We start from the raw sequence: 25,180 nt of genomic DNA, 5'->3' as shown, positions 1-25,180 counted from the left end.
GTGACTTAAGGCGGCGAGGCCCTGGTCGAACGCACAGAGAACAAAGGGAGCTTGCCTCTTGCGGATCTCACGAAAGAATCGGCATGCGCACAGCCCACTCTCCTCGGGTGTTCCGGGACGACCCGACGGTCACGACGTCGGCGATCGGGCCGAGCCGTTGCCGTAACTTGATGAGCAACTCGGACGGGTCGACGATCGGAACGGCCCGGTCCTCGCAATGGAGAACGATCTTCACGGAAAGGACCTGACCGGAGCGGATCGCGAGATTCTTCTCGGCCGAGTCCTCCGCCTTCCGAGTCGCGGCAGCTAGTCCGGCGAGGGTGGCGGTAACTTTCTTCGCGACGGTCACGGCTAGCTCGGTCGGATGCAATCCTCTTGCATTTGCGTGCCGATAGTCTTTGACCTCTATCAGGACCAGGCGGAGATCGATACCGTCGGGATTGCGCTCAATGGCGACAACGTCGACTGCCTTGATGCCGTCGTGAACTCGAAGGAAAATATTCCGAAAGAAGTCGGACTCGTCGTACTTAAGGACGTCCCAGTTCTCGGGAAACGAGAAGTCGGCGCCATCTACGTCGAGGATCATGCTTCGCTCATGGCGTCGAGGTAACGATCCGACTGGGCGAGCGACTCATCGAGGACAGCGAGACTCTCCAATTCGTCGAGGAACTGACCTGCGTCTGTCCTGACCCCGTCTTCACCTCTGGAAAGAGTGACGAACTGCATGGCCGGGAACGTGTCGCCTTCGGTGCGCTTAAGGATCTCGAGTTCCTTCATCAGGTAAAGACTATGCGTCCCGACGAAGACCTGGACGCCCGAGCGGGCGAGCTGCGCTATCGTGCGCGCGACGTGACGAAGCACCCGCGGGTTCAGATTCGCTTCCGGTTCGTCCCAAAAGAGGAAACCACTGTCAAACAGGGTTCCATTGGCGATGAGCCTAGCAAGCATCGCCAGTTTCCGCATTCCCTCGGCGACAAGCGGCATCTCATACTTGCCGCCGCCCGAGACCTTGAGATAGAAACGACCTCCTTCTTCGACGACGCTACCGCCCAAGGAGTCCTCAAGAGGTGCGAGTAACTCTTTCACGCGTTCCTGACGAGGACCGCGGCTGAGTGGAAGACCTAGAAGGACGCACGTGTCACGCCACGTCTCCTCGAACTCCAAGGAAGTCCTTTCGTACAGTGACACGAACCCGGGGTAGATCGTCAGTAGTTCCCGCGTGGGCAGATAGACGGGCGTGCCTTGAAGGGGCGCGGCGAGTCGGTGCTCAACCTTGACCTCTGATTGCGAGTTCGTTGCAAACGAGAAGGCGATGCGTTGACGGGCTCCCGAGAACTGCAGCTCGACTTCCGCGCGACCGCGCCCTACACGTCGACGGACGAGGCGCCCCAGACTTTCCGGCCTGAAGACGCTAACCAGTTTCGCGGCGAGCTGATTACCTAGGCTCGCGGAAAGCGAGTCTCGTGGCGTCTCGTCCGCGGAGAGTACTGAGTACATCGCCTTGAGGAGGTGAGACTTCCCAGCCCCGTTCTCACCCGCGAATACATTGATGCCGCTAGCCATCGGAAGATCTAGGCCGGAGAATACGGTGAAGTCGTTGACGCGGAGTCGTTCGATGGTCGAGGGCATGCAGGCACCGTTCTGTTCGCGGGTGGACTCTCCCGCACCCTATCGGCCCTCCGCCAGGAGAGTCGCAGGACGCGCGAGTATACGGCGCGGCGCGCGGGCTCGAGCGGGGCCATATGGGTTGAGTGCTCATGGTCCTCGTTGGAGCTGGGCCTGCAGCGCCGGACGTGTGGGCGCTGTCAAGCGGCTCCTCCGCGGCGGCGCCCCTGCCTAGCCTCGAAGGAGGGGGCCGGCGTGCGCCGCTCCCAGGAGGGATGACGCCATGCGGATCGCGATCGTCGGGGCGACCGGCAACCTGGGTACGGCGCTGCTGCGGCGCCTGCACGGCGAAGCCGGGGTGGAGGAGATCGTGGGCATCGCCCGCCGCGCCCCTCGGCTCCGCTCGGAGGAGTACCGCGACGTGCGCTGGGTCGAGATCGACCTCGCGTCGAGCGTCGCCCCGCGGCGGCTCCGCGAGGCCTTCGCCGGCGTCGACGCCGTCGTGCACCTCGCCTGGGCGCTGCAGCCCAGCCACGACGAGCCGTTCCAGCGGCTGGTCGACGTCGGAGGCACCGCGGCCGTGCTCGAGGCGGTCGCCGCCGCGGGAGTCGGCCAGGTCGCCGTCGCCTCGTCCGTGGGTGCCTACAGCGCGGCGCCGAAGTCGATCCGGGTGACCGAGGACTGGCCCACGGGCGGCCTGCACACCTCGACCTACAGCCGCCACAAGGCCGCGAACGAGCGGCAGCTCGACGCCTTCGAGGAGCGGCACCCCGAGATCGTCGTCACGCGCCTGCGCCCGGGGCTCGTCTTCCAGCGCGGAGCGGCGACCGAGATCGCCGGGCTCTTCGCCGGACCCCACTACCCGACGCGGTGGCTGAAGGCGGTCCGGATCCCGGTCCTTCCGCTGCCGAGAAGCATCGTCTTCCAGGGCGTGCACGCCGACGACGTGGCCGACGCCTTCTGGCGCGCGCTCGACCGGCGCGCCGGCGGGGCCTTCAACATCGCGGCCGAGCCGGTCCTCACCCCGGAGCGGCTGGCGCACGCCTTCGGCGCCCGCCTGGTCACGGTGCCGTTCGGGCTGCTCCGCTCCGTCGTCACCGCGACCTGGCACCTGCGCCTGCAGCGCACCGACGCGGGCTGGCTCGACATCGCGGGCAACGTCCCGGTGATGTCGACCGAGCGCGCCCGCGCCGAGCTCGGCTGGGCGCCGACCCGCACGGCGGAGGAGGCGCTCGCCGAGCTCGTGACCGGCCTGGCCGACCGCTCGACCGTCCCGGGCTCGCCCCCGCTCCGGGGCTGATCCGGCCGGGAGTCGATCAGAGGCGAGCCCTCCCGGTCAGTCGGCGATGCGGATGAGCACCTTTCCCGTCGCGCCCTGCTCGACCGCGTCGTGGGCGGCCGCGGTCTCCTCGAGCGGGAACCAGGTCAGCGGGAGGCCCGCCTCCTCGCCCACCGGGAGCGCGCCGTCGGCGAGCGCCGCGGTGATGTCCTCGGCCGCGGCCTGCAGCGCCTCCTCGCCCACGGTGTAGAGCAGCAGGCCCTGCCAGCGGGCGTTCTTCGCGAAGCTCGCGACGATCGGCACGGTGAACTCGTCGCCGTTGTTGTTCGCGTAGTACCCGATGCTGCCGTGGTTGGCGAGCACCTCGACGTCGAGCGCGGCGTTCTGAGCCGGTGCGACCTCGACCACGTGCTGGACGCCCTCGGGGGCGAGCTCGCGGATCCGGTCGGCGAGCGCGTCGTCCGGGTACTGCAGCACGTGCTGCGCACCGGCCGCACGGGCGAGCCGCTCCTTGGAGTCGCTGCTCACCGTCGCGATGACGGTCGCCCCGGCCCAGACCGCGAGCTGGATCGCGGCGTGCCCGACGGCTCCGGCGCCGCCCTGGACCAGGACGGTGCGACCGGCGAGGGCGCCGGGCGCGAGGCGGGAGGGGCCGTGCTCGTGCACGGTGAGGGCGCGGTGGGCGGTCATCGCGGGGACGCCGAGGCTCGCGGCGACGTCGGTGCCGACGCCCTCGGGCAGGCGCACGACGTGCTCGGCGGCGAGCACCGCCGACTCCTGCGCGGTGCCGGTGGGGCGGCGGTGCGCGGAGAGGTACATCCAGACCCGGTCGCCGACGGCCAGGCCCTCGACGCCCTCGCCGACCGCCTCGACGACACCGGCGCCGTCCTGGTTCGGCACGACCTCGTCGAACGCGAGGTCGCCGTCGGCGCGCGCCTTCCAGTCGGTCGGATTCACGCCCGACGCCAGGACGCGGACGCGGACCTCGCCGGCGCCCGGCACCCGCTCCTCCCGGTCGACGAGGGAGAGGACGGAGGAGTCACCGGTGCGGGAGTAGACGATCGATCGCATACGGAGGGCAAGGAGCGCGGGCGGCGGTGTATTCCCGGCGGCACGACGAAGGGCGGCGGGCCCGGAGGCCCACCGCCCTGTCAGCGCCGACGGATCAGTGCTGCACGTCCTCCTGGACGGCGTGCTTGGCCTCGCGGGCCGAGTCCTTCACGTCGTCGGTGGCGGAGGTACCCGCCTCCTTGACGTTCTGCGCGGCGTCGGTCGCGGTCTCCTTGACGGAGGCGAACGCCTGCTGCGCGGGCTCGCGGAGCTCGCTCGCCGCCTCCTTGGCCGCGTCGGTCACCTTGTCGACGACCGGCTGGGCCTGCTCCTTGACGCGGCTCGCCGCCTCCTTCTCCTTGCTGGAGGCGGGGATGAGCGAGGCGACGAGGAGTCCGGCGCCGAGGGCGATGAGCCCCACGGCGAACGGGTTGCCCTCGGCCTTGGCCTTCGCCGAGCCCGCACCGCTCGAGAGCGAGTCGGAGGCGTCGTGCGCCGAGCCCATCACGCGGTCGCGGACGGAGCCCACGGCCGACTTGACCTTGTCGGTCTGACGCTGCGCGATGGCGGACGGGCTGACCTTCTCGGCCAGCGCGTCGACGTCCCCGCCCAGCTCGAGGCGCGTGCGCTCGATGTCCGCCCGGATCTCCTCGGGTGTCTTGTTCTGTCCTGCGTCGTACGTCATCGTCCTGCCCCGTTCGGCTTGAGGGTGTCGGGAATCTTCTTGAGGGAGTCGACCGTCTCGGGAGCGCCGTCGACCTGCTTCAGGCTCTTGCGGCCCACCGCGTAGAGGATCGCGGCCACGATCGCCCAGATGACGGCCACGACCACTCCGGACCAGCCGTTGCCGATCAGAGTGCCCAGGCCCCACCAGAGGGCGATCGAGAGGAAGAGCACGGCCATCAGCGCGGCGTAGCCCGCCCCGCCGAGGAGGCCCGCTCCCTTGCCCGCCTTGCCGGCGGACTCCTTGAGCTCGGCCTTGGCGAGGGCCATCTCCTGGCGGATCAGCGTGGAGAGGTCGCGCGAGACCTCGCCGAGCAGATCGCCCAGCGACGTCGACCCGGCCCGCTGGTCGGGCGTCTCCGTCGAGCGGTGGACGCCCGTCGGGTCGGTCACAGCCGGCCGCCGTTCGGGAAGCCGCCGTCGAGCGGGTCGGAGACGGGCTCGGTCGGCGCGTAGTCGCGCTCGAGGGAGCTCGAGCCGACGGTGCCGTAGGCGGACGCGACGGGCGCGTCGTACGCGGAGGCGTCGGAGTGCGCGGTGGTCGAGGCGGGGGCGTCGAACTCGGGTCCGTCGGTGCGGGTGCTCGTCGCCTCCTTCTCGTCCTTCGCCTCGGCGGTCAGGGCGCGGATGAGGCGCCCGCCGACGAGTCCCGTCGCCGCGGCGATGAGGATGAAGGCACCCGGGCGGCGGCGGGCGAACGCGCGGACGTCGTCGAGGAGCTCGGACGGGTCGCGGTTCTCGAGCCACGAGGCCACACCCTGCACGCGGGTGGCCGCCTGGGAGACGAGCTTCGCGGCGGCGTTGTCGCTGCCGCCCTCGCCGTTGGCCAGCGCGGTCAGGTCGTCACTGAAGGCGCGGGCGCCCTTGGCGGCGTTCTCCTTCTGGGCGTGGGCCTGCTCGGTGAGCTGGGTGCGGCTCTGGTCGTAGAGGTCCTTGACCTGGACCTTGGCCTCCTGGACCACGTTGGCGGCCTCGTCCTTGCCGGTCGAGAGCACTTCGCTCGCGGCCTGCTTGGCGTCGCCGGCGACGGCGCCGGCCTGGTCCTTGGCGGTGCCCGCGGCGGCGCTCGCCTTCTCCTTCGCGGAGTCGGCCGTGCTGCCCGAGGAGGAGCCGGAGGAGGTGTCCGTGGAGGCGACGTGCGCCCCGCTGTCGATGGGGGTCTCGGTCGCGCCGAAGTTCGCGGCGCCGTCTCCGAACGGAGGTGAAGCGGGATCGATGTTCGACATCGTCTGTCCCTTCCAGGATCGAGTGGGGAATGAATGCGTGCCGGCGTCGCCAGTCTGTTCGGGCCCTCGAGTACCGGGAAGGGCATAGCGGCTGACCCCCCGATGGGGCTACCATCCCGCGCCCACGAGGGCGGGGCCCGAGAGCCCGTGGATCGACTGCTCCGCCACCGCGTCAAGCCCCTTCTGACCCGCGAACAGGGCTCCCTACCGTCGAGAGGACAGACATCGGACGTCCGCACCCGGATCCGCCCGGCTACCCCGGAAAGGCAACCAGTCATGTTCTTCCACCGTCAGGAACTCCAGTTCACGTCCACGCCCTCGAAGCCCGACGCGGTCTTCGCCCGCCGCTTCCAGGAGGTGCTCGGCGGCCAGTACGGCGAGATCACCGTGGCGATGCAGTACGGCTTCCAGGCCTGGAACGCCCACGACCCGGGCAAGTACCGGGACCTGCTCTTCGGCATCGGCGCCGAGGAGTTCGGCCACGTCGAGATGATCGCCGTGATGATCGCCCAGCTGCTCGAGAAGGCCCCGGTCGAGCAGTCCGAGGACGCGATGAAGAAGGACCCCGTGCTCGCGGCGGTCATCGGCGGCTCCGACGTGCAGCACGCCATCGTGGCCGGCGCCGGCGCGCGCCCCGTCGACAGCATGGGCAACCCGTGGCAGGGCTCCTACATCACCGCCAGCGGCAACCTGCTGGCCGACTTCACCGCCAACGCGAACGCGGAGATGCAGGGTCGGCTCCAGGTCGCCCGGCTCTACCACATGACCGACGACCACGGCGTGCGCGACCTCCTGTCGTTCCTCCTGGCCCGCGACACCATGCACCAGAACCAGTGGATCGCGGCGGCCGCCGAGCTGCGCGCGGAGGGCCGGGAGGACCTGCCCGTGCCCTCGAACTTCCCGATCTCGAAGGAGGAGCGCTCCGTGTCGTACGAGTACATCAATTTCTCGGACGGAGCAGCGGCCTCCGAGGGCAGCTGGGCCTCGGGCCCGACCCCGGACGGCAAGGGAGAGTTCAGCTACCGCGTCGCGGAGCCCGGCGGCAACGTCCCGATGCCCCCGCCCACCCAGCCGGACGAGCGCCTCTACGGCACCGACCCGAAGCCGAACATCGTCGAGAAGGCAGTGGGGGCCGTCAAGGACGCGGTGACGGGCAAGTGAGCGCCGCACGGGTCCTCGGGGCGCTCGGCGCCTCCGCTCTGACGATCGGCCTGCTGGCCGGCTGCACCGGCGACGCCCAGACGCCGTACCAGTCGGGGAGCGCGGTGCCCACCAGCGCCGACGACGGATCGTCGCAGACTCCCACGAACGCGCCCTCGCAGTCCGCTCCGTCCGAGTCCGCCACCCCGGCGACCTGATCCCGCGCCCTCGGCCGGCCGGCCCCGGTCGAGGGCGCGAATCATCGCAGTCCAGCGGGCGCCCGGGCAAGCCCCTTCCCGCTCCCAGGAAGCGAGCAGTTCCCGGTCCTACGGTCGTGCCAACGATCAGCGAAGGAGGCACCACCATGGGGCTCGATGACAAGATCAAGAACGCCGCTCAGGACATCGCCGGCAAGGCGAAGGAAGCCCTGGGCGACCACAAGAACGACGACAGCCTGAAGGCCGAAGGCCAGAAGGACCAGGCCGCGGCCTCGGCCAAGAAGGCCGGCGAGGACGTCAAGGACGTCTTCAAGTAGGTCTCGGCAGTACCGCGAAGGCGGCGCTCCCCTCGGGGGGCGCCGCCTTCGCTGTTCCCCGGCTAGGGGTGCAGGACGACCTTGATGCAGCCGTCCTCCTTCTTCTGGAAGGTCTCGTAGAGGGCCGGAGCGTCCTCGAGCGGCGCCCGGTGGGTCACGAGGTCCATCACGCCGAGCGGATCGGAGGAGTCCTCCACCAGCGGCAGCAGATCGTCGATCCAGCGCTTCACGTTGCACTGGCCCATCCGCACCGTCACCTGCTTGTCGAACATCGACTTCAGCGGCATCGGGTCGGCCTCTCCGCCGTAGACCCCGCTCAGCGAGACGGTGCCGCCGCGGCGGACCAGATCGAGGGACGCGTGGACCGCGGCGAGGCGGTCGACGCCGACCGTGTCCATCGCCTTGCGGGCGATCGGGTCGGGCAGGAGCCCCGCCATCGACTGAGCGAACGAGCCGACCGGCGAGCCGTGCGCCTCCATGCCGACCGCGTCGACGACGGAGTCGGGGCCGCGCCCGTCCGTGAGGTCGCGCAGCTGCGCGGCGATGTCGTCGGACAGGTCGAACGTCTCCACGCCGTACCGCTCGGCCATCGCGCGCCGCTCGGCGACGGGCTCCACGGCGAGGACGCGGTAGCCGCGGTGGGCGCCGATCCGCGCCGCGAACTGGCCGACAGGGCCGAGTCCGAAGACGACCAGGGTCCCGCCGTCGGGCACCTGCGCGTACTCCACGCCCTGCCACGCGGTGGGCACGATGTCGCTGAGGAAGAGGTAGCGCTCGTCCGGCAGGTCCGTGCCGACGACGATCGTGTTGTAGTCGGCCAGCGGCACGCGGAGCAGCTCGGCCTGCCCGCCGGGGACCTGGCCGTACATCTTCGTGTAGCCGAAGAGCGCCGCTCCCGAGCCGTACTCGGTGACCTGCGTCGTCTCGCACTGCGACTGCAGCCCTCGGCGGCACATGAAGCACTCGCCGCAGGCGATGGTGAAGGGCACGACGACCCGGTCGCCGGGCTTCAGGGTGGTGACTCCGGAGCCCACCTCCTCGACGACGCCCATGGGCTCGTGGCCGAGCACGTCCCCGCGGTCGATGTAGGGCCCGAGGAGGCGGTAGAGGTGCAGGTCGGAGCCGCAGATCGCGGTCGAGGTGATCCGGACGATCGCGTCGGTCGGCTGCTGGATGCGGGGGTCGGGGACGGTCTCGACCGAGACCTTCTCGATGCCCTGCCAGGTGAGTGCTCGCATGCTCGTGTCCGTTCTCCGGCTCGCGCCGGTCGGGGTCGGTGTCCCTCCACCGCACACCCGGAGGGCGCCGAGGGGGAGGGGCTTGACGCTCCCCGGAGCGTTCCCGAGGGGGATTCCCGGGAGAACGCACGGACGTGCATCCCGCGTTCACCCGACTCACGGCGGCCGAGTGGTGGGATGGGGGGATGGATGCTCTCTACACCGCCATCGCCCACGCCTCCGGTGGAGGACGCGACGGCCACGTCCGCACCGAGGACGACCGTCTCGACCTCGACACCCGCGCCCCGCAGGAGCTCGGCGGCTCCGGCGAGGGGACCAACCCCGAGCAGCTGTTCGCGGCCGGCTACTCCGCCTGCTTCCTCAGCGCCCTGCACGGAGCCGGTCGCCAGCTGAAGATCGACACGACCGACGCGGCCGTCTCGGCCAGCGTCTCGATCGGGAAGAACGACTCCGACGGCTTCGGCCTCTCGGTCGAGCTCGACGTCTACGTGCCGAAGGCGAGCTCCGAGGACGCGCAGAAGGTGGCCGATGCGGCGCACCAGCTCTGCCCGTACTCCAACGCCACCCGCGGCAACATCCCCGTGCAGATCAACCTGGTCGACTGACCGGGCCCTCTCGACGGCCCCTCCCGGACTCCGGGCAGGGGCCGTCGTCGTGTCCGGGGGCGGTCCGTTAGGGTCGGGGCATGACCGAGGAGCTGTCGCACGAGGAGCCGTCGCACGAGGAGTCCCTGGCGCGGGCCGAGCTCGTGCAGATCCGTCAGAGCATCGACAACATCGACGCGGCGCTGATCCACCTGCTCGCCGAGCGCTTCAAGTTCACGCAGAAGGTCGGCCGGCTGAAGGCCGCGCACGGGCTGCCCGCCGCGGACCTCGAGCGCGAGGCCCGCCAGATCGCGCGGCTGCGGGCGCTCGCCGAGGAGTCGCACCTCGACCCGGCGTTCGCCGAGAAGTTCCTCGGGTTCATCGTCGCCGAGGTCATCCACCACCACCAGCGCATCGCCGACGGCGCCGAGGACTGAGGCTCAGCCCTCGATCCGCAGCAGCCCCGCCGTGCGCTCGCGCAGCACGCCGAGCAGCAGCGGGTAGTCGGGGAAGAGCTGGTCGCGCCGCAGCGTCGGCACCCGCAGCCCGAGGGGGACCTCCGTGACGCGGCCGTTCGTCTCGGTGAGGGTCAGGCGGAGGCTATGGCTCCCCGTCGGGCTCGAGGCGACGACCGAGCGCAGAGCCTCGAGCGGGAAGATCAGCCCGTCGATCTGGATGGCCGACTCCGACACCACGATCGAGCCCGGCAGCCCGGGCCGCAGCGCCAGCCGCGCGGCGACCAGCCCGAGCGGGAGGGAGAGCGCCACGACGACCGCCCCCAGCGCGATCTGCGCGCGGTCGCCCGACGGGGATCCCGCGAGGGCGACGGCCAGGACGCCGGCGGCGAACGCCTCCGTGGCGACGACGACCAGGGCGACCGCCCGGCGCTGGAGCGGAGCGCGGTGCGGCCGGAAGCGGACGGCCGAGGCGGGCCCGGCCAGAGCGGGCGGCAGGGCGTGGCGGACGCGGGCGGCGGCGCCGAGGTCGGCGAGCAGGGCGGCGAGGTCCTCCGGGCGGAAGTGGCCGCAGCGCACCTCGACTCCGTCGCCGCGGCACCAGGCGACGAAGCCGTCGCCGTCGGCGGACTCGAGGAAGCGGACCGACCGGCGGGGCCACTGCTCGCGGCGGCGGCGGCCGCGCATCAGCACGACCTGCGTCTCGGTCGTCATCACGCGGGTGGGGGAGACGACGAAGAGCGAGACCGCCGAGGCCAGTCCGATGACGACGGTGAGGGCGAGGAGCCCGAGCGCGAGCACCGACTCGTCGAGGACCCCGCGGCGGTCCGCGAGGACGGCGAACGGGATGAGCACGGCCGCGAGGCCGGCGCCGAGGAGCCGCAGGAGGAGGGCGCGGAGGCGCCGCAGGACCGATGGGCCGTACACCCGTCGCGTCCGGATCGCCATCGGTTCCGACTCCATCGCGTCAGGCTAGCCCCGGCCGGGGCCGGTCGCCCGGAGAGGCGCGGCGGTGGCGCGATCCTCGCGCCACCCGTCCCCGGTTCGGGGGAGGAGTGGCGCGAGGCGCGGCCTACGCCTCCGCGGTGCGGTGCAGGGCGCGGACCGAGACGACCCGGCGACGGGCGATCGCGGCGACGGTGAGCAGCAGGCCGAACAGCAGCCAGATCACCAGGCCGACGACGGCGCCGGCCGTGCCGTCGGTGCCCTCGACCACTCCGGACAGCGCGTTCTGCGCCGCCGAGAGCGGCAGGAACCCGAGCACGTCGTCGAACAGCCCGGGGACCGTCGAGATGATGCCCGCGCCGAGCGCGATCACCGCCGCGACCATCGCGAGGAAGCGGCCGATCCCTCCGAGCAGGGCGACCAGCCCCTGGTTCACCGCGGCGAACGAGGCGCCGGTGAGCATCGCCAGGAGGGCGAAGCCGACCCAGCGGCCCGGCTCCAGGCCCGCGACCCCGCTCATCACGATCGCGACCGCGAGTCCCTGCACCACGCCGATCACGAGCGCCGGCACGTAGGAGGAGAGGGCGAGCGCGGCGGAGGAGCGGGTCGAGGAGAGCGCGCGGTGCGAGAACGCGGCGAGCACCAGGAACGTCGCGAGGGCGCCGAGCCAGAGGGCGATCGTCGCGAAGAACGGGACGCTGGAGGCTCCGAACAGGTCGGTCGCGCTGCTCGCGTTCTCGACCGGGTCCGAGACGACGTCGGCGAGGTTCGTCGACTCCGACTCGGTGTAGGTCGGGAGCTGCGCGACCGCGGCGTCGAGGCCGGTCGCGAGCGTGCGGGTGCCGTCGGCGAGCTGCACGGCGCCGTCCGAGACCCCGCTCGCGCCGTCGGCGAGCTGGTCGGCTCCGTCGGCGGCGGAGGAGGCTCCCGCGGCGAGGTCGGCGGCGCCGCCCGCGGCCGTGGTCGCGCCGGCCGCGAGGTCGCGGGCACCGGCCGCGGCGGTGGTGGCGCCGGTCGCGAGCTGCGCCGACCCGGCCGCCGTGGTGTCGAGGCCGTCGGCGAGCTGGGACGCTCCGCCCGCGGCGTCGTCCGCGCCGTCGGCGAGCTGCGTCAGGCCGCCGGACAGCTGTCCGATGCCCCCCGAGAGAGTGCGCGCGCCGGTGGCGGACTGCCCGACCGCGTCGATCAGCGAGGGCTGCCCGTCGCCGCCGAGGCGGATGCCCGCGTCGATCCCGGCGACGGCTCCCGCGGTCGTCGTGGCGAGGGTGGTCGCGCCGGTGGGTCCGTCCGCCGAGGCGATGACGGCGCGCGCGGCGAGGCACTGCGTCGTCTCGCAGCCCTCGAGCGCGGCGCTGAGCGCCTCGAAGGTCCCCGCAGTGGCGGCGGCGGCGCCGGCGCTGAGGGCGGCGACCTGCTGGGTCCCGTCGCCGGTCCTCACCACTCCCTCCCTCAGCTGGTCGAGCCCGTCGGCCAGGTCGGAGGCGCCGCCCTGCAGCGCGGTCGCCCCGGTCGCCGAGTCGCGGGCGCCCGTCGCGAGCTGTCCCACTCCGCCGGAGAGGCCGCGCGCACCGGTGGCCAGCTGCGCGACTCCGCCGGAGAGGTCGGAGGCCCCGGTGCCCAGCTGCCCCACGCCGTCGGCGAGGGACGAGGCTCCGGTGCCGATCTGCCCGACGCCGTCCGAGAGCGAGGAGGCGCCGGTGGCGAGCTCGTCGATCCCGTCGGCGAGGCTGCTCGTGCCGTCGGCGAGGGTCGAGGCGCCGGTGCCGAGCTGGTCGGCGCCGTCGGCGAGCGTGCCCGCGCCCTCGGCCGCCTGGCCGATCTGCTCGTTGAGGGTGTTGAAGCCGACGTAGACGTTCTCGAGGTAGGCCGTGGTCAGCTGCGTGTTGAGCAGCGAGGTGGCGGTGCTGGTCACGGTGGCCGAGATGGCGTCGTCGACGAGCTTGGCCTTCTCGCTGGTGGCGATGTCGATGGTCGCCTTCGTCGCCTCCGCGGCGTCGCCGGAGTACGAGGTGGCGGCGGCGGAGAAGGAGGAGGGGATCGTCACGACGGTCGCGTAGCTGCCGTCGGCGAGGCCCTTGGCGGCGTCGTCCTTGTCCGTGAGGACCCAGGTGAAGTTGCCCGTCGAGTCCGAGCCGGAGACGTTGGGCACCGGGGTCGTGCTCGCGGACGGCGTCGCGCTCGCCGAGGCGGTGGAGGAGGGGGCGTCCGAGCTCGCGGAGTCGGTGCCGCCCGTCACCAGGCCGGCCGCGAGCTGGCGCCCGAGCGGCACGGTCTGCCCGTTGATCTCGACCGGGGTGTCCTCGTTGACCACGGCGGCCGTGATCGTGTCGAGGCGCTCGGTCGGGTTCCAGAGCGCCCACACCAGGAGGCCGCCGATGACGAGGGGGACCAGGACGATCCCGAGAAGGGTCAGCCAGGACACCTTCTTGACGCCGCGGGGGCGTTCGAGGGAGAGGAGAGCCATCTGTCAGAGGACCTTTGCGATCGCGCGGCGCTCGGCCGCGGGCGAGACCGCGAGCACGCCGCGGTCGGAGGGGAGGAGGTCGTCGAGCGCCTCGGCGTCGACGGAGGAGGCGACCACGGTGAACGCGTCGTCGGCGGCGCGGGCGGCGTCGAGCTCGGCCCGGATCGCGCCGCGCAGCTGCGGGTCGGTGACCGTGTCGAGGTCGTCGAGTACCAGGATCGGCGGGGCCGACTCCAGGGCCGACCGGACGTCGGCGACGGGGTCGGCGGCTCCGGCGAGGCGCACCAGCCCGACCCGCCCGCGCACGGCGGCGGAGCGGATCGGCACGACAAGGCCCGCGACCTTCAGGCGCCCGGAGTCGGGGGCGAGCCGGCCGGCGATGCTCAGCAGCAGCGCGGTGCGGCCGGAGCGGTGCGGCCCGTGGACCACGAGGGAGGAGCCGGGAGCGACCCGCAGCGAGACGCCGCTGTAGACGGGACCGTCGGGTCCGTCGAGGCGGAGGTCCTCGGCCGCGATCACGTCGGTGGATCCGGGCTCCGGCCAGTCGGCCAGCGCGAGCTCCTTCGTGAGGCCCTCGCCCTCGACGTCGAAGGACGGCAGGACGCGGTCGAGCCAGCGCGGCATGTGCCAGGCGCGGTCGCCGAGCAGGTGCAGCACGGCGGGCACCAGCGTCATCCGCACGATGAACGCGTCGACGAAGACGCCCACGGCGAGCCCGAGCGCGATCGGCTTGATGTTGGTGTCCCCCTCCGGCACGAAGGCGGCGAAGACCGAGAACATGATGACCGCGGCGGCCGTGACCACCTTGGCCGAGCCGACGAAGCCCGACTCGACAGCGGCGCGCGCCGGCCTCCCGTGCACGTAGTCCTCGCGCATCCGCGAGACCAGGAACACCTCGTAGTCCATCGCGAGGCCGAAGAGCACGCCCATCAGGATGATCGGCATGAAGCTGATGATCGGGCCCGTCTTGTCGACGTGCAGAGCGTCCGAGAACCATCCCCACTCGAACACCGCCGCCACGGCGCCGAAGGACGCGCCGACCGACAGCAGGTAGCCCAGCGTCGCCTTGATCGGCACCCAGAGCGAGCGGAACACCATCGTCAGCAGCACCAGCGACAGGCCCACGACGAGCAGGCCGAACGGCAGCAGGGCCTTGGCGAGAGTGTCCGAGATGTCGATCCCGACCGCGGTCTGGCCGGTCACTGCGAGGTCGACGCCGTACTCCTGCTGGAAGTAGTCGTGCTTGTCGCGGATCTCGGCGACCAGCGCCTTGGTGGCCTCGGAGTCGGGGCCGCCCTCGGGAATGACCTGGATGATGCCGGTGTCGGCGGTCTCGTTGGGCGTCGCGAGCGGCACCGAGGCGACTCCGTCGAGCTTCTCGATCTCGCCCTTGAGGTCGTCCATCAGGCCGAGCGGATCGGTCGAGCCGATGATCGTGCCGGTGACGATGAGCGGGCCGTTGTAGCCGGCGCCGAAGTTCTCGGCGAGCAGGTCGTAGGTGGTGCGCGCGGGAGTGCCCTCGGCCTGGTAGCCGGCGTCCGGCAGGGCGAGGCGGAGGCTGAGCGCCGGGATGCTCGCGACGCCGAGCACGCCGATCACCGCGATGATCGTCACGATCGGGAAGCGCGTGACGACCCGGACCCAGCCGCGGAAGAACCCGCGCGGGACCTCGGCGTGCACGTGGCCGCCGGGGGAGGCGGTCGCCGCCTCCTCGTGCGCCTCGGTGTCGACGTGGGTGCCCGCGGCGGCGGCGGCCTTCGCGGCCTTCCTCTTGGCCCGGCGCTCCTTGGGGCGCAGCCGCGCGCCGGCGAAGCCGAGGAGGGCGGGGGTCAGGGTGAGCGCGATGACCACGGCGATCGCGACTCCGCCCGCCGCCGCGACGCCCATCGTGGTGAGGAACGGGATGCCCGCGACCGAGAGGCCGACGAGCGCGATGATCACGGTCAGGCCCGCGAAGACGACGGCGGAGCCCGCGGTCGCGGTCGCCCGCGCGGTCGACTCCTCCGGGTCCATGCCCTGCTTCAGCTGGTCCTGGTGGCGGCTGATGATGAAGAGGGCGTAGTCGATGCCGACCGCCAGGCCCAGCATCAGCGCCAGGAGCGGCGTGGTCGAGGAGATCGAGGCGAAGCGGGTGGCGATGAAGATGGCCGACATCGAGAGGGCGACGCCGAGCAGTGCGGTGACCAGCGGCATGCCGGCGGCCAGGAACGAGCCGAAGGTGAGCACGAGGACGACGAGGGCGACCACGAGGCCGATCGCCTCCGTGATGGTCACGCCGGGGAGGTTCTGGGCGAAGAGGTCGCCGCCGAGCGAGACCACGGAGCCGGCGGGCAGCGCGTCCTGGAGGGTCGTCGCCTCGGCCTTCAGCGCGTCGCGGCTCTCGGGGCTCGTGGTGGTGGCGGAGCCGTCCATCTGGGCGGTGATGACGAGGGCGTTCCCGGCGTCGGAGATCGTGCCGGACACGCTGTCGGAGTAGGGGTCCGTGACGGCCGCGACCTCGTCGACGTCGCCGAGCGCGGCGACCGCGTCGCTGACGGGGCCCTTCACGTCGGCGTCCTGGACGCTGCCCCCGTCGGGCGCGACGACCACGTACCGCGCGGACGTGCCGCTGACCTGGGGGAAGGTGCGCTCGAGCTGGTCGAGGGCGGTCTGCGACTGCGTGCCCGGGATGGAGAACGTGTTGTCGGTGCCCTGGTTGAGCAGCAGCGCTCCTCCTCCGCCCGCCACCACGATCAGCAGCCACAGGACGGCGACGAGGCGGTGGGCGCGGTACACGCGACGACCGAGACGGTAGAGCAGCGACGACACGCGGTCTCCTGACGATGGGTGGGGAGGGTGGCGATACGTCTCTGTACCAGGGCGGAGCCGGGCTCCGATACACGAGCGTATCCGATACAGGACCGTATTCGATACGTGAATGTATCGGATAAGGTGAACGGCGTCGAAGGTGTTGACAGGGCGGGCAGGAGGCTGGTGATGACGGCGATCGACTCCACCCCTCCCGAGACCTCCCGCCGCGGCCGCACCCGCGAGCGCCTGCTCGACGCGGCCTACGACGTCTTCGCCGAGACCGGCGTGCACAGTGCGTCCGTCGAGCAGATCTGCGAGCGCGCCGGGTTCTCGCGCGGCGCCTTCTACTCCAACTTCTCCACCAAGGAGGAGCTGTTCTTCGCGCTCATGGAGCGGGAGAACGGCGCCCGGGTGACCGCCCTCGTCGAGCAGATGGACCGTACGATCCCGCGCGTCGTCTCGGCCGACGAGCCGCTGACGGCCGAGACGCTGGCCGTGGTCATCCTCGACTTCCTCCAGGGTCCTGCCACCGACAACCGCCGCTGGTGCGTGGTCGAGTCGGAGTTCGAGCTGCTCGCGCTCCGCGACCCCCGGATCGCTCCGCAGTACCGCGACTTCCGCGCCGGCTTCGACGCCTCGCTCGTGCAGATCGTGCACGGGGCGCTGCGCCAGGTGCGCCGCGAGTTCTCCCTCGAGCCGACGACGGCCGTGCGCCTGCTGGTGGCGGGCTACGACGACGCGGTCAAGCAGTCGATCCTCGAGGACGAGTCGGAGCCCGCGTCGCTAGAGCGCCTGCGGGCGACGCTGACGGCGATCGTCCTCGCGATCTCGTCCGCCGACGCCTGAGCCGGGCCGGCCCTCGCGACGGCCGCCGCCGTACCAGACGGCCGGCTCCGCACCGGGAGGCCGAGCGGCCGCTGGGGAGTGCCGGGTCCGGTCCCCGCTCCTCCGCCCGCGCGACGAGGATGGACCCATGGAACTGCGTCAGCTCGAACACTTCCTCGCCGTCGCGAAGGAGCAGCACTTCACCCGCGCCGCGAGCGCTCTGCAGATCTCGCAGTCGGGCCTCTCGGCGTCGATCCGCGCGCTCGAGAGCGAGCTGGGCAGCCCCCTCTTCACCCGCAGCACGCGCCGGGTCGAGCTGACGCCGGCCGGTCGGGCGATGCTCGCGGAGTCGGAGCGCTCGGTCGCCAGCGCGCTCGCCGCCCGCGACGCGGTGCTCGCCGTGCAGGGGGTGCTCCGCGGGAGCCTCGCGGTCGGCACGGAGGAGTGCCTCGGCGGCGTGCACCTGCCGCGCGAGCTCGCGACCTTCCGCGAGCAGCACCCGGGAGTCGCGCTCCGGCTGATCCACGAGGGGTCCGGCACGCTGCTCGACTCCGTCGCCGCCGGCCGCCTCGACCTGGCGCTGGTCGCCGACATCGGAGCCGTGCCGGGCGGCGTGCGGACGATGCCGCTGGCGAGCGAGGGCTTCGCGGTGCTCGTGCGCCCGGGTCACCCGCTCGCGAGCCGCGTCGGCTGCCGCATCCCGGACCTGGCGGGCGAGACGATCGTGGGGCTGCAGGAGCACTGGGCGGCGAGTCACCTCGCGGCGCGGGCGTTCGCGGCGCACGGCCTCGCGTTCGAGGTCGAGCTCGAGGTGAACGACGTGCACACGCTGCTCGACCTGGTCGAGTACGGCATGGGGATCGCGGTCGTGCCGGCGCACTTCGCCGAGAAGCGCCCGGCCGGGCTGCGGGCGGTGGCGCTCGCCGATCCGCTCCTGGTGTGGCGGACGATGGTGGCGGTGCCGGAACGGCCGAGCGCCGCGGCCCGCGCGTTCGTCTCGGCCCTCCCGCAGCCGCTGCAGGACGCGGTCTGAGCCGGATCGTGCTCGCAACGGAGGAGGGACCAGCGCCGAGATCCCGCGATGCGCGTCGGACCGGTGCCTCGACCGGATCCCTCCTCCGTCATGAACGGGCTCAGTCGAGCGAGGCCAACTCCTCGGGCGTGAGATCCAGGTCGGCCGCCGTGGCGGAGTCGCGGATGCTCTCGGGGCGGGAGGCGCCCGGGATCGGCAGAACGACCGGGGCCTTCGCCAGCTCCCAGGCGAGGCAGACGACCTGCGGCGTCACGCCGCGGGCCTCGGCGACCGCCGCGAACGCGGAGTAGCGCGAGCCGAGCTCGCCCGCCGAGGAGATGCCGCCGAGCGGGCTCCACGGCAGGAACGCCAGTTTCAGCTCGGCGCAGAGCTCGAGCTCCGGCTCGCTGGAGCGGAACGACGGCGAGAACTGGTTCTGCACCGAGACCAGGCGCTCGCCGAGGATGCCGTGCGCCTCGCGGATCTGGTCCGGGTCGGCGTTCGAGATGCCCGCTCGGAGGACGACGCCCTCGTCGAGCAGCTCGGCCAGCGCTCCGATCGAGTCGGCGTAGGGGACCGCCGGGTCGGGCCGGTGGTACTGGTAGAGGCCGATCGCGTCGACGCCGAGGCGCTTCGCGGACGCGCGGGCCGCCTCCTTGAGGTACTCGGGGCGGCCGTCCTGGTCCCAGGGGCCGGGCTCGCGCCGCAGGTGGCCGCCCTTGGTGGCGACGAGCACGGCGGAGGTGTCGCCGCCGTAGCTGCGCAGCGCCTCCGCGATCAGCAGCTCGTTGTGGCCGAGGTCGTCCTGGGTGGCGAGGTGGTAGGCGTCGGCCGTGTCGATCAGGGTCACGCCGGCGTCGAGGGCGGCGTGGATCGTGGCGATCGAGCGCTCGCGGTCCGGGCGGCCCTCGATCGACATCGGCATGCCGCCGAGTCCGATCGCGCCGACCTGGAGGTCGCCGAGAGTGCGCTGCTTCATGAATGCTCCTTCGCAGTGGGGTGGGTGGTCACCAGGCGTAGTCCTCGGGGGCTGTCCGGTGGCCGGGGAAGATCTCGTCGAGGCGCGCGAGGGCCTCGGCGTCGAGGGTGATGTCGACGGCGGCGACGGCGCTCTCGAGCTGCTCGAGCGTCCGCGGCCCGGTGATCGGACCGGTGACGGCGGGCTGGTGGAGGAGCCACGCCAGCGCCAGCTCGCCGGGCGCCTCGCCGCGCTCGCGGGCGAACGCCTCCCACTGCTCGAGCGCGGGACGGTGCTCCTCGATCGCGGCGAGGGTGCGCTCGGAGGAGCGGCGCCCGCCCTCCGCGGTCTTCTCGAGCACGCCGCCCAGCAGTCCGCCCTGCAGCGGCGACCAGGGGATGACGCCGAGCCCGTAGTGCAGCGCGGCGGGCAGGACCTCGCGCTCGACGTCGCGGACGAGCAGGTTGTAGATCGACTGCTCGGAGGCGAGGCCGGTGAAGTGGCGGGCGCGCGCCGCCTCCTGCGCCTGGGCGATGTGCCAGCCGGCGAAGTTGCTGGAGCCGACGTAGAGGACCTTGCCCTGCTGGACGGCGACCTCCATCGCCTGCCAGATCTCGTCCCAGGGAGTCGTCCGGTCGACGTGGTGGAACTGGTAGAGGTCGATGTGGTCCGTCTGCAGGCGGCGGAGACTCTCGTCGAGCGCGCGGCGCAGGGTGAGCGCCGAGAGACGGCCGCCGTTGGGCCAGGAGTCGCGGCCGCGCTCGGCTCCGGGAGCGGCGAACTCGCCCATGTCGCCGAAGACCTTGGTCGCGAGGACGGTGCGCTCGCGGCGCTCGCCGCCCTGCGCGAACCAGCGGCCCACGATCTCCTCGGTGGCGCCGCGGCCGGCCTCGCCTCCGTACACGTTGGCCGTGTCGAAGAAGTTGACGCCGAGCTCGTGCGCGCGGTCCATGATCGCGAACGAGTCGGACTCCTCGGTCTGCATGCCGAAGTTCATGGTGCCGAGGACGGTGCGGGAGACGGACAGGCCGGTGCGGCCGAGGTGCGTGTACTGCATGGTCCCAGTCGACTCCGGTTCGGGCCGCGTGTCCAACAGGTGCTCGGCATGGGTGCGATCGACGGGGGAGGTCAATCGGGGGCGCGCCGTCCAGGGGCCACCCCGCGCCCCGCCTCGGGCCTGCGCGTCGGCCGGGTCCAGCGGCCTCGACCGGATCGCCCGCAGCCCGCTGGGCGCGGTGGCGCCCGGCCGCCCGGGTGCCGGGTTAGAGTCGCGGAATGGTCCGGACGACGCAGCGCCTCGTGATCGCCCTCTCCGCCGTGGTCCTGCTCGCCGGCTGCACGGCGGAGGCGACGAGCCCCGCCGCCCCACCCGCCGAGCCGACCGCCTCCACCGCACCGCCCGCCGCCGGAGCCGAGTCCACGCCGCGGCCGGTGCCGAGCGTCTCGACCACTCCCGCACCCGTCGAGGACGTCTCGGGCGAGTGCGTCGTCCAGGCGCTCGACGAGGGGACGCTCGACGGCGTCGACCTCGAGCGCGTGCGCGACCGCGGCACCCGCGTCGGCGCGACCGGGACGGCGAGCACCGCCTCCGACGGCGCCCCGGCCTCCTACCTGGTGGCAGCGGGCGACATCAGCGAGCGGATCGCGGACCGGTTCTGCATCAGCTCCGACTACCTCTCCGCGCTGAACTCGGTGCGCCGCGACGGCGTCGACATCGACAGCCTGTACGGCGGCGACACCCTCAACCTCCGCCCGACGACCGTCCTGAGCGTCGGCGACCAGAACGGCCGCGTCCTCGACAACGCCGAGCCCGACGACCTCCCCGCGCAGACCGGCTGACGCCGCTCCCGCCCGCGCCCGCCGCCACTCCCTCCCGCCTCGCAGCAGCACGCGACCACCGCGGAAGGCGCGGATCCGACGGCACGTGCGCGGCGCTCAGCCCAGGACGCCGATCAGGACCGCCGACACGGCGACGGTCGCCGCGAGCCCGGTCGTCCGCGAGCGGCGGCGCGCCGGGTCCTCGAACCACGGCAGCCCGCCCCAGCGCAGCACGGCGCCGGCCGCCCCGGCCGCGGTGAGAGCCACCAGCGCGGCCCAGGGGAGCAGCGTCAGCGCCGACCAGTCGACGAGCGCCCGCCCGAGCAGCAGCACGGCGACGGCCTCGACGCCGCGGGCGAGCGTCCGGACGCGGTCGCGGTCGAGGAGCCCGGCCGCCCGGCGCCGGGGGACGCTCCCCAGGGCGAAGCGGCCGACGGTGAACGCGACGACGAGCAGGACGAGGATCGAGGCGATCATCACGACTCCTCCCCGGCGCGCTGCAGCAGGCGCAGACCGAGCTCGTCGACCGAGCTCGCCGTGTCCCCGTTGACGAACACGGCTAGGCCGCGCTCCCGGTCCATCGCGAGCATCGTCGAGTAGCCGGAGGTCCCTCCGTTGTGCCAGGTGACGGATCCGCCGTCCTCCGACTCCGAGGTGAACCAGCCGAGGCCGATCCGCGCCCCGTCGGCGTCGAACCGGGGATCCAGGACGCTCGCGGCGGGCACGCCCAGCGCGGGGTCGTCGGTGAGGAGGGCCTGCGCGTAGCGGGCCATGTCCGCCGCCGTGGAGCGGACGCCGCCCGCCGGCGCGTAGCCCGCCATCGTCCACGCGTCGACGGACCGCCCGCTCGCCGAGAAGCCGGTCGGCGCGTCGCCGGGGAGGGCGTCCGCGGTCTCCGGGACGGAGGTCGCGGTCATCCCGAGCGGATCGAGGACGCGCTCGCGGAGGAGGTCGGCGTAGTCGCGGCCCTCGGCGCGGGCGAGCGTCTGGCCCAGCACCGCCGCACCGAGGTTCGAGTAGGCGTGCACGTGCTCGCCCTGGTCCGCCTCGGCGGCCTGCCGGAGGACGTCGTCGGCCGACCAGCCCGCGTAGGGGTCCGTGCCGCGCAGCTGGGCGAACAGCGTCGAGGCGAGGTCGCCGACACCGGTGGGGAGGCGCGGCAGGCCGGAGCGGTGGGTCGCCAGCTCCTCGAGCGTCCCGGTGAAGCCGCCGACGTCGGCGTGCTCCGCGGCGGGGTCCTCGAGCCCGACCGTCCCCTCGGAGGCGCTCCGGGCGAGGAGGAGCGCGGTCATCGTCTTCGTGACCGATCCGATCTCGACCTCGGTCCGCTCGTCGGCTCCGAGTCCGCCGTAGCGCACGCCGTCGGGCATGATCACGGCGGCGACGAGGTGGTTCCGCGCGCCGTCTCCGACGTCGGTCCGGAGCCACTCGGCGATCTCGGCGTCGCCCGTCGCCTCGGTCGAGAGGGTGGGAGCGGAGGGGCGGAGCAGCACTCCGCCGAGCAGGACGACGGCCGCGGCGGAGGCGGCGGCGAGGGCGAGGCGGCGGCGGGTCATCGGGGTCCTCCGGAGGCGAGCAGGATCACGTGCAGGGGGACGAGGCGCTCCGGCGGGACGCCGTAGCGGCCGCGGCCGCGCGCCTCCAGCCAGCCGGCGGCGACCAGCTGGTTGACGTGGTGGTAGATCTGTCCGGTGGTACCCGCGCCCTCGCTCTCGGCGAGCTGCGCGACGGTCTCGACTCCGCCGGCCACCGCCTGCAGGAACCGCAGGCGCACGGGGCTGCCCAGCGCTGCGAGCGCGGTCGGCCCGGGGCTCGCTCCCCAGTCGCGCTCGAAGAACGCGTCGGTGCTGAGGCCGTACTGCCACTCGACGGGGCCGGCCGGAGTGGCGACCGAGCCGGCGAAGACGACTCCGCCGGGAGAGGGCAGGCGCTCGCGGAGAGCGGTCAGGGCCCAGAGCGGATCGTCGGCGGCGGGCGCGGCGGGGGTGTCGGCGCGCTCGAGGCGGTCGAGCCGCGCTCGGAGCTCGTCGACCTCGCCGGCGAGGTCTCGGGAGGAGGTCATGCCTCCACTATTGCAAACATTCCGTAATCACGGAACTCCGGAGCTGACCGGTACCGCAGGAGTCGCGGTGGTCCAGCTCGACCACCGCGACTCCTGCGGACTCGGATCGCCCGGAGGCTCAGCCGAAGTGGCGCGGCAGCACGGCGCCGTTCACCGAGCGGAGCTCGTCCAGCGGCAGCGTGAAGAGGCCCTGCACCTCGACCGCGGGGGTCGCCGCGTCGGTCACGCCGATGCGCAGCACCGGGTAGCCCCGGCCCTCGCAGAGCCCGCGGAACTTCACGTCGTCCTCGCGCGGCACCGACACGAGCACGCGGCCGGTCGACTCCGAGAACAGCGCGGCCGTCGCGTCGACGCCGTCGCGCTCCATCAGCTCGTCGAGCCAGATGCGCGCCCCGACGCCGAAGCGCAGCGCCGACTCGGCCAGCGCCACCACGAGCCCGCCGTCGGCGAGGTCGTGGGCGGAGGCGATGAGCGACTCCTTCGCGCCCGCCGAGATCAGCTCGGCCAGCGCGCGCTCGGCGGCCAGGTCGAGCTGCGGGGGCAGCCCGCCGAGGTGGTCGTGGATGGTGCCGGCCCACGCGGAGCCGTCGAGCTCGTCGCGGGTGGTGCCGAGGAGGTAGAGGTTGTCGCCCTCGTCCTGCCAGCCGGAGGGGATGCGGCGCGCGACGTCGTCGATCACGCCGAGGACGCCGACGACCGGGGTCGGGAAGATCGGCACGTCGCCGGTCTGGTTGTAGAACGAGACGTTGCCGCCGGTGACGGGGATCTCGAGCTCGAGGCAGGCGTCGGCGAGCGCGCCCACGGCCTCGCGGAACTGCCACATCACCTCGGGGTTCTCAGGGCTGCCGAAGTTGAGGCAGTCCGAGACGGCGACCGGGGTCGCTCCGGTGACGGCGACATTGCGGAACGCCTCCGCCAGCGCCAGGCGGGCGCCCTGCGCCGGGTCGAGGTGGCACCAGCGCCCGTTCGCGTCGGTCGCGACCGCGAAGCCGAGGCCCGACTCCTCGTCGACGCGGACCATGCCGCCGTCGTCGGGGTAGCTGAGCGCGGTGTTGCCGAGCACGTAGCGGTCGTACTGCGAGGTGATCCAGCTCTTGTCGGCGAGGTTCGCCGAGCCCAGGAGCGCCAGGGTCTCGGCGCGCAGCGCGTCGCCGCCGGTCGAGCGGGGCAGTCGGGAGGAGGAGTCGGCCTGCAGCGCGTCGAGCCAGGAGGGGTACTCGATCGGGCGCTCGTAGACCGGGCCGTCGACCGCGACGGTGCGCGGGTCGACGTTGACGATCTCCTCGCCGTGCCAGTTGATGATGAGGCGGCCGGAGTCGGTGACCTCGCCGAGCACGCTGGTCTCGACGTCCCACTTGCCGACGACCTCGAGGAACGCGTCGAGCTTCTCGGGCGTGACGACGGCCATCATCCGCTCCTGCGACTCCGACATGAGGATCTCCTCCGCCGTGAGCGAGGGGTCGCGCAGCAGCACCGAGTCGAGCTCGATGAACATGCCGCCGTCGCCGTTGGAGGCCAGCTCCGAGGTGGCGCACGAGATGCCCGCGGCGCCCAGGTCCTGGATGCCCTCGACGAGGTCCTTGCGGAACAGCTCGAGGCAGCACTCGATGAGCACCTTCTCGGCGAACGGGTCGCCGACCTGCACCGCGGGGCGCTTGGTCGGTCCGCCGTCGGCGAAGGTGTCGGAGGCGAGGATCGACGCGCCGCCGATGCCGTCGCCTCCGGTGCGCGCCCCGAACAGCACGACCTTGTTGCCGACGCCGCGGGCGTTCGCGAGGTGCAGGTCCTCGTGGCGGAGGACGCCGACGGCCAGCGCGTTGACGAGCGGGTTGCCCTGGTAGACCGAGTCGAAGTAGGTCTCGCCGCCGATGTTCGGCAGGCCGAGGCAGTTGCCGTAGAAGGAGATGCCGGCCACGACGCCGTGCACCACGCGCGCGGTGTCGGGGTCGTCGATCGCCCCGAAGCGCAGCGCGTCCATCACCGCGACCGGCCGGGCGCCCATCGAGATGATGTCGCGGACGATGCCGCCGACCCCCGTCGCCGCACCCTGGAAGGGCTCGATGTAGCTCGGGTGGTTGTGGCTCTCGATCTTGAAGGTGACGGCCCAGCCCTCGCCGACGTCGACCACTCCGGCGTTCTCGCCCATGCCGACCATGAGGTTCTTCTTCATGGCGGGGGAGACCTTCTGCCCGAACTGGCGGAGGTACATCTTCGACGACTTGTAGGAGCAGTGCTCGCTCCACATCACCGAGTACATCGCGAGCTCGCCGCTCGTGGGGCGGCGGCCGAGGATCTCGCGGATGCTCGCGTACTCGTCGGGCTTGAGTCCGAGGGCCGCGTAGGGCTGCTCCCGCTCGGGCGTCGCCTCCGCGTTCGCAGTGGTGTCGGGAACGGCGGTGCGGCTGTCTGCCATGTGCTGGAGGCTCCAGGGGAGGGGGACGGGATGCGCGTCGATCCTACCCGCCGCGGTC

At 72.5% G+C, this 25,180-nt stretch carries 25 protein-coding genes; 9 read left to right on the top strand and 16 right to left on the bottom strand.

All coding sequences use genetic code 11. The annotated features are described in order from the left end of the window. Window positions 1-67: 67 nt before the first annotated feature. Together C5C95_RS13330 and C5C95_RS13325 are read right to left on the bottom strand one after the other, a co-directional pair. The gene (locus tag C5C95_RS13330; protein WP_104255994.1) at window positions 68-586 is read right to left on the bottom strand and encodes a hypothetical protein; all 519 of its coding nucleotides are present in this window, start codon (window positions 584-586) and stop codon (window positions 68-70) included. Then, on the bottom strand, window positions 583-1,629 hold the full coding sequence (locus C5C95_RS13325; RefSeq protein ID WP_104273155.1) for an ATP/GTP-binding protein: 1,047 nt from the start codon (window positions 1,627-1,629) through the stop codon (window positions 583-585). Before C5C95_RS13325 ends, C5C95_RS13330 begins: the two co-directional genes overlap by 4 nt. A 259-nt stretch (window positions 1,630-1,888) precedes the next feature. Here C5C95_RS13325 and C5C95_RS13320 point away from each other — a divergent pair, with 259 nt between their 5' ends. Next, window positions 1,889-2,905 carry an NAD-dependent epimerase/dehydratase family protein gene (locus C5C95_RS13320; RefSeq protein ID WP_104255992.1) on the top strand — a complete coding sequence of 339 codons (1,017 nt, stop codon included), beginning with the start codon at window positions 1,889-1,891 and terminating at the stop codon, window positions 2,903-2,905. Between the two features lie 36 nt (window positions 2,906-2,941). Here the strand turns inward: C5C95_RS13320 and C5C95_RS13315 are convergent, their stop codons facing one another. From C5C95_RS13315 to C5C95_RS13300, 4 genes are all read right to left on the bottom strand, one after another. Further along, window positions 2,942-3,955: an NADPH:quinone reductase gene (locus C5C95_RS13315; protein ID WP_104324623.1), complete on the bottom strand. Its 1,014-nt coding sequence runs from the start codon at window positions 3,953-3,955 to the stop codon at window positions 2,942-2,944. Between the two features lie 94 nt (window positions 3,956-4,049). Next, entirely contained in the window at window positions 4,050-4,619 is a 570-nt protein-coding gene (locus C5C95_RS13310; RefSeq protein WP_104222768.1) for a DUF3618 domain-containing protein, read from the bottom strand. Next, complete coding sequence (locus C5C95_RS13305; protein ID WP_104222767.1) at window positions 4,616-5,050, bottom strand: phage holin family protein; 435 nt, start codon at window positions 5,048-5,050, stop codon at window positions 4,616-4,618. The genes C5C95_RS13310 and C5C95_RS13305 overlap by 4 nt, the downstream gene beginning before the upstream one ends. After that, on the bottom strand, window positions 5,047-5,883 hold the full coding sequence (locus C5C95_RS13300; RefSeq protein WP_104309576.1) for a hypothetical protein: 837 nt from the start codon (window positions 5,881-5,883) through the stop codon (window positions 5,047-5,049). Before C5C95_RS13300 ends, C5C95_RS13305 begins: the two co-directional genes overlap by 4 nt. Before the next feature lie 276 nt (window positions 5,884-6,159). On the opposite strand from C5C95_RS13300, the gene C5C95_RS13295 reads away from it, so the two are divergent. From C5C95_RS13295 to C5C95_RS13285, 3 genes are all read left to right on the top strand, one after another. Next, on the top strand, window positions 6,160-7,044 hold the full coding sequence (locus tag C5C95_RS13295; protein ID WP_104222765.1) for a manganese catalase family protein: 885 nt from the start codon (window positions 6,160-6,162) through the stop codon (window positions 7,042-7,044). Then, complete coding sequence (locus tag C5C95_RS13290; RefSeq protein ID WP_104222764.1) at window positions 7,041-7,241, top strand: hypothetical protein; 201 nt, start codon at window positions 7,041-7,043, stop codon at window positions 7,239-7,241. The genes C5C95_RS13295 and C5C95_RS13290 overlap by 4 nt, the downstream gene beginning before the upstream one ends. Window positions 7,242-7,387: 146 nt before the next feature. Next, window positions 7,388-7,558 carry a CsbD family protein gene (locus C5C95_RS13285; protein WP_104222763.1) on the top strand — a complete coding sequence of 57 codons (171 nt, stop codon included), beginning with the start codon at window positions 7,388-7,390 and terminating at the stop codon, window positions 7,556-7,558. Between the two features lie 62 nt (window positions 7,559-7,620). Here C5C95_RS13285 and C5C95_RS13280 read toward each other — a convergent pair whose 3' ends face one another. Then, a complete protein-coding gene (locus tag C5C95_RS13280) occupies window positions 7,621-8,796 on the bottom strand; it encodes a zinc-dependent alcohol dehydrogenase (protein WP_104222762.1) in 1,176 nt (391 codons plus the stop codon). A gap of 185 nt (window positions 8,797-8,981) precedes the next feature. On the opposite strand from C5C95_RS13280, the gene C5C95_RS13275 reads away from it, so the two are divergent. Then, entirely contained in the window at window positions 8,982-9,401 is a 420-nt protein-coding gene (locus tag C5C95_RS13275; protein WP_104222761.1) for an organic hydroperoxide resistance protein, read from the top strand. 80 nt (window positions 9,402-9,481) lie between these two features. Continuing rightward, window positions 9,482-9,817, top strand: coding sequence for a chorismate mutase (locus C5C95_RS13270; protein WP_104222760.1), 336 nt, complete (start codon window positions 9,482-9,484; stop codon window positions 9,815-9,817). 3 nt (window positions 9,818-9,820) lie between these two features. On the opposite strand, the gene C5C95_RS13265 is transcribed toward C5C95_RS13270, so the two are convergent. From C5C95_RS13265 to C5C95_RS13255, 3 genes are all read right to left on the bottom strand, one after another. Further along, window positions 9,821-10,798, bottom strand: a complete 978-nt coding sequence (locus C5C95_RS13265) for a hypothetical protein (protein WP_146087087.1) — start codon at window positions 10,796-10,798, stop codon at window positions 9,821-9,823. 109 nt (window positions 10,799-10,907) lie between these two features. After that, window positions 10,908-13,244 (bottom strand): YhgE/Pip domain-containing protein, encoded by a 2,337-nt coding sequence (locus tag C5C95_RS13260; protein ID WP_104324621.1) that lies wholly within the window; start codon window positions 13,242-13,244, stop codon window positions 10,908-10,910. A 3-nt stretch (window positions 13,245-13,247) separates the two neighbouring features. Then, on the bottom strand, window positions 13,248-16,052 hold the full coding sequence (locus C5C95_RS13255; protein ID WP_104324620.1) for an MMPL family transporter: 2,805 nt from the start codon (window positions 16,050-16,052) through the stop codon (window positions 13,248-13,250). A gap of 168 nt (window positions 16,053-16,220) precedes the next feature. Here C5C95_RS13255 and C5C95_RS13250 point away from each other — a divergent pair, with 168 nt between their 5' ends. Beyond that, the gene (locus tag C5C95_RS13250) at window positions 16,221-16,880 is read left to right on the top strand and encodes a TetR/AcrR family transcriptional regulator (protein WP_104292731.1); all 660 of its coding nucleotides are present in this window, start codon (window positions 16,221-16,223) and stop codon (window positions 16,878-16,880) included. 127 nt (window positions 16,881-17,007) lie between these two features. After that, window positions 17,008-17,892, top strand: a complete 885-nt coding sequence (locus tag C5C95_RS13245; protein ID WP_104222755.1) for a LysR family transcriptional regulator — start codon at window positions 17,008-17,010, stop codon at window positions 17,890-17,892. A 100-nt stretch (window positions 17,893-17,992) separates the two neighbouring features. On the opposite strand, the gene C5C95_RS13240 is transcribed toward C5C95_RS13245, so the two are convergent. Then, the gene (locus C5C95_RS13240) at window positions 17,993-18,850 is read right to left on the bottom strand and encodes an aldo/keto reductase (RefSeq protein ID WP_104324619.1); all 858 of its coding nucleotides are present in this window, start codon (window positions 18,848-18,850) and stop codon (window positions 17,993-17,995) included. A 28-nt stretch (window positions 18,851-18,878) separates the two neighbouring features. Further along, window positions 18,879-19,886: an aldo/keto reductase gene (locus tag C5C95_RS13235; protein ID WP_104324618.1), complete on the bottom strand. Its 1,008-nt coding sequence runs from the start codon at window positions 19,884-19,886 to the stop codon at window positions 18,879-18,881. Between the two features lie 218 nt (window positions 19,887-20,104). Here C5C95_RS13235 and C5C95_RS13230 point away from each other — a divergent pair, with 218 nt between their 5' ends. Beyond that, window positions 20,105-20,668, top strand: a complete 564-nt coding sequence (locus tag C5C95_RS13230; protein ID WP_104273145.1) for a hypothetical protein — start codon at window positions 20,105-20,107, stop codon at window positions 20,666-20,668. A gap of 96 nt (window positions 20,669-20,764) precedes the next feature. Here the strand turns inward: C5C95_RS13230 and C5C95_RS13225 are convergent, their stop codons facing one another. The 4 genes from C5C95_RS13225 to purL all read right to left on the bottom strand — a co-directional run bounded on the left by C5C95_RS13225 (window position 20,765) and on the right by purL (window position 25,122). Next, the gene (locus tag C5C95_RS13225) at window positions 20,765-21,124 is read right to left on the bottom strand and encodes a hypothetical protein (RefSeq protein ID WP_104225688.1); all 360 of its coding nucleotides are present in this window, start codon (window positions 21,122-21,124) and stop codon (window positions 20,765-20,767) included. Then, window positions 21,124-22,203 carry a serine hydrolase gene (locus tag C5C95_RS13220; RefSeq protein WP_104324617.1) on the bottom strand — a complete coding sequence of 360 codons (1,080 nt, stop codon included), beginning with the start codon at window positions 22,201-22,203 and terminating at the stop codon, window positions 21,124-21,126. The genes C5C95_RS13225 and C5C95_RS13220 overlap by 1 nt, the downstream gene beginning before the upstream one ends. Next, entirely contained in the window at window positions 22,200-22,709 is a 510-nt protein-coding gene (locus C5C95_RS13215; RefSeq protein ID WP_104324616.1) for a winged helix-turn-helix domain-containing protein, read from the bottom strand. The genes C5C95_RS13220 and C5C95_RS13215 overlap by 4 nt, the downstream gene beginning before the upstream one ends. Before the next feature lie 118 nt (window positions 22,710-22,827). Further along, window positions 22,828-25,122 (bottom strand): phosphoribosylformylglycinamidine synthase subunit PurL, encoded by a 2,295-nt coding sequence (gene purL / locus C5C95_RS13210; RefSeq protein WP_104324615.1) that lies wholly within the window; start codon window positions 25,120-25,122, stop codon window positions 22,828-22,830. Window positions 25,123-25,180 lie beyond the last annotated feature (58 nt).

This window comes from Rathayibacter sp. AY1B7, assembly GCF_002932735.1.
In the GTDB taxonomy this organism is placed as follows: domain Bacteria; phylum Actinomycetota; class Actinomycetes; order Actinomycetales; family Microbacteriaceae; genus Rathayibacter.
The sequence above is the reverse complement of the archived record's forward strand: the minus strand, read 5'-3'. Positions and strand labels throughout refer to the sequence as shown.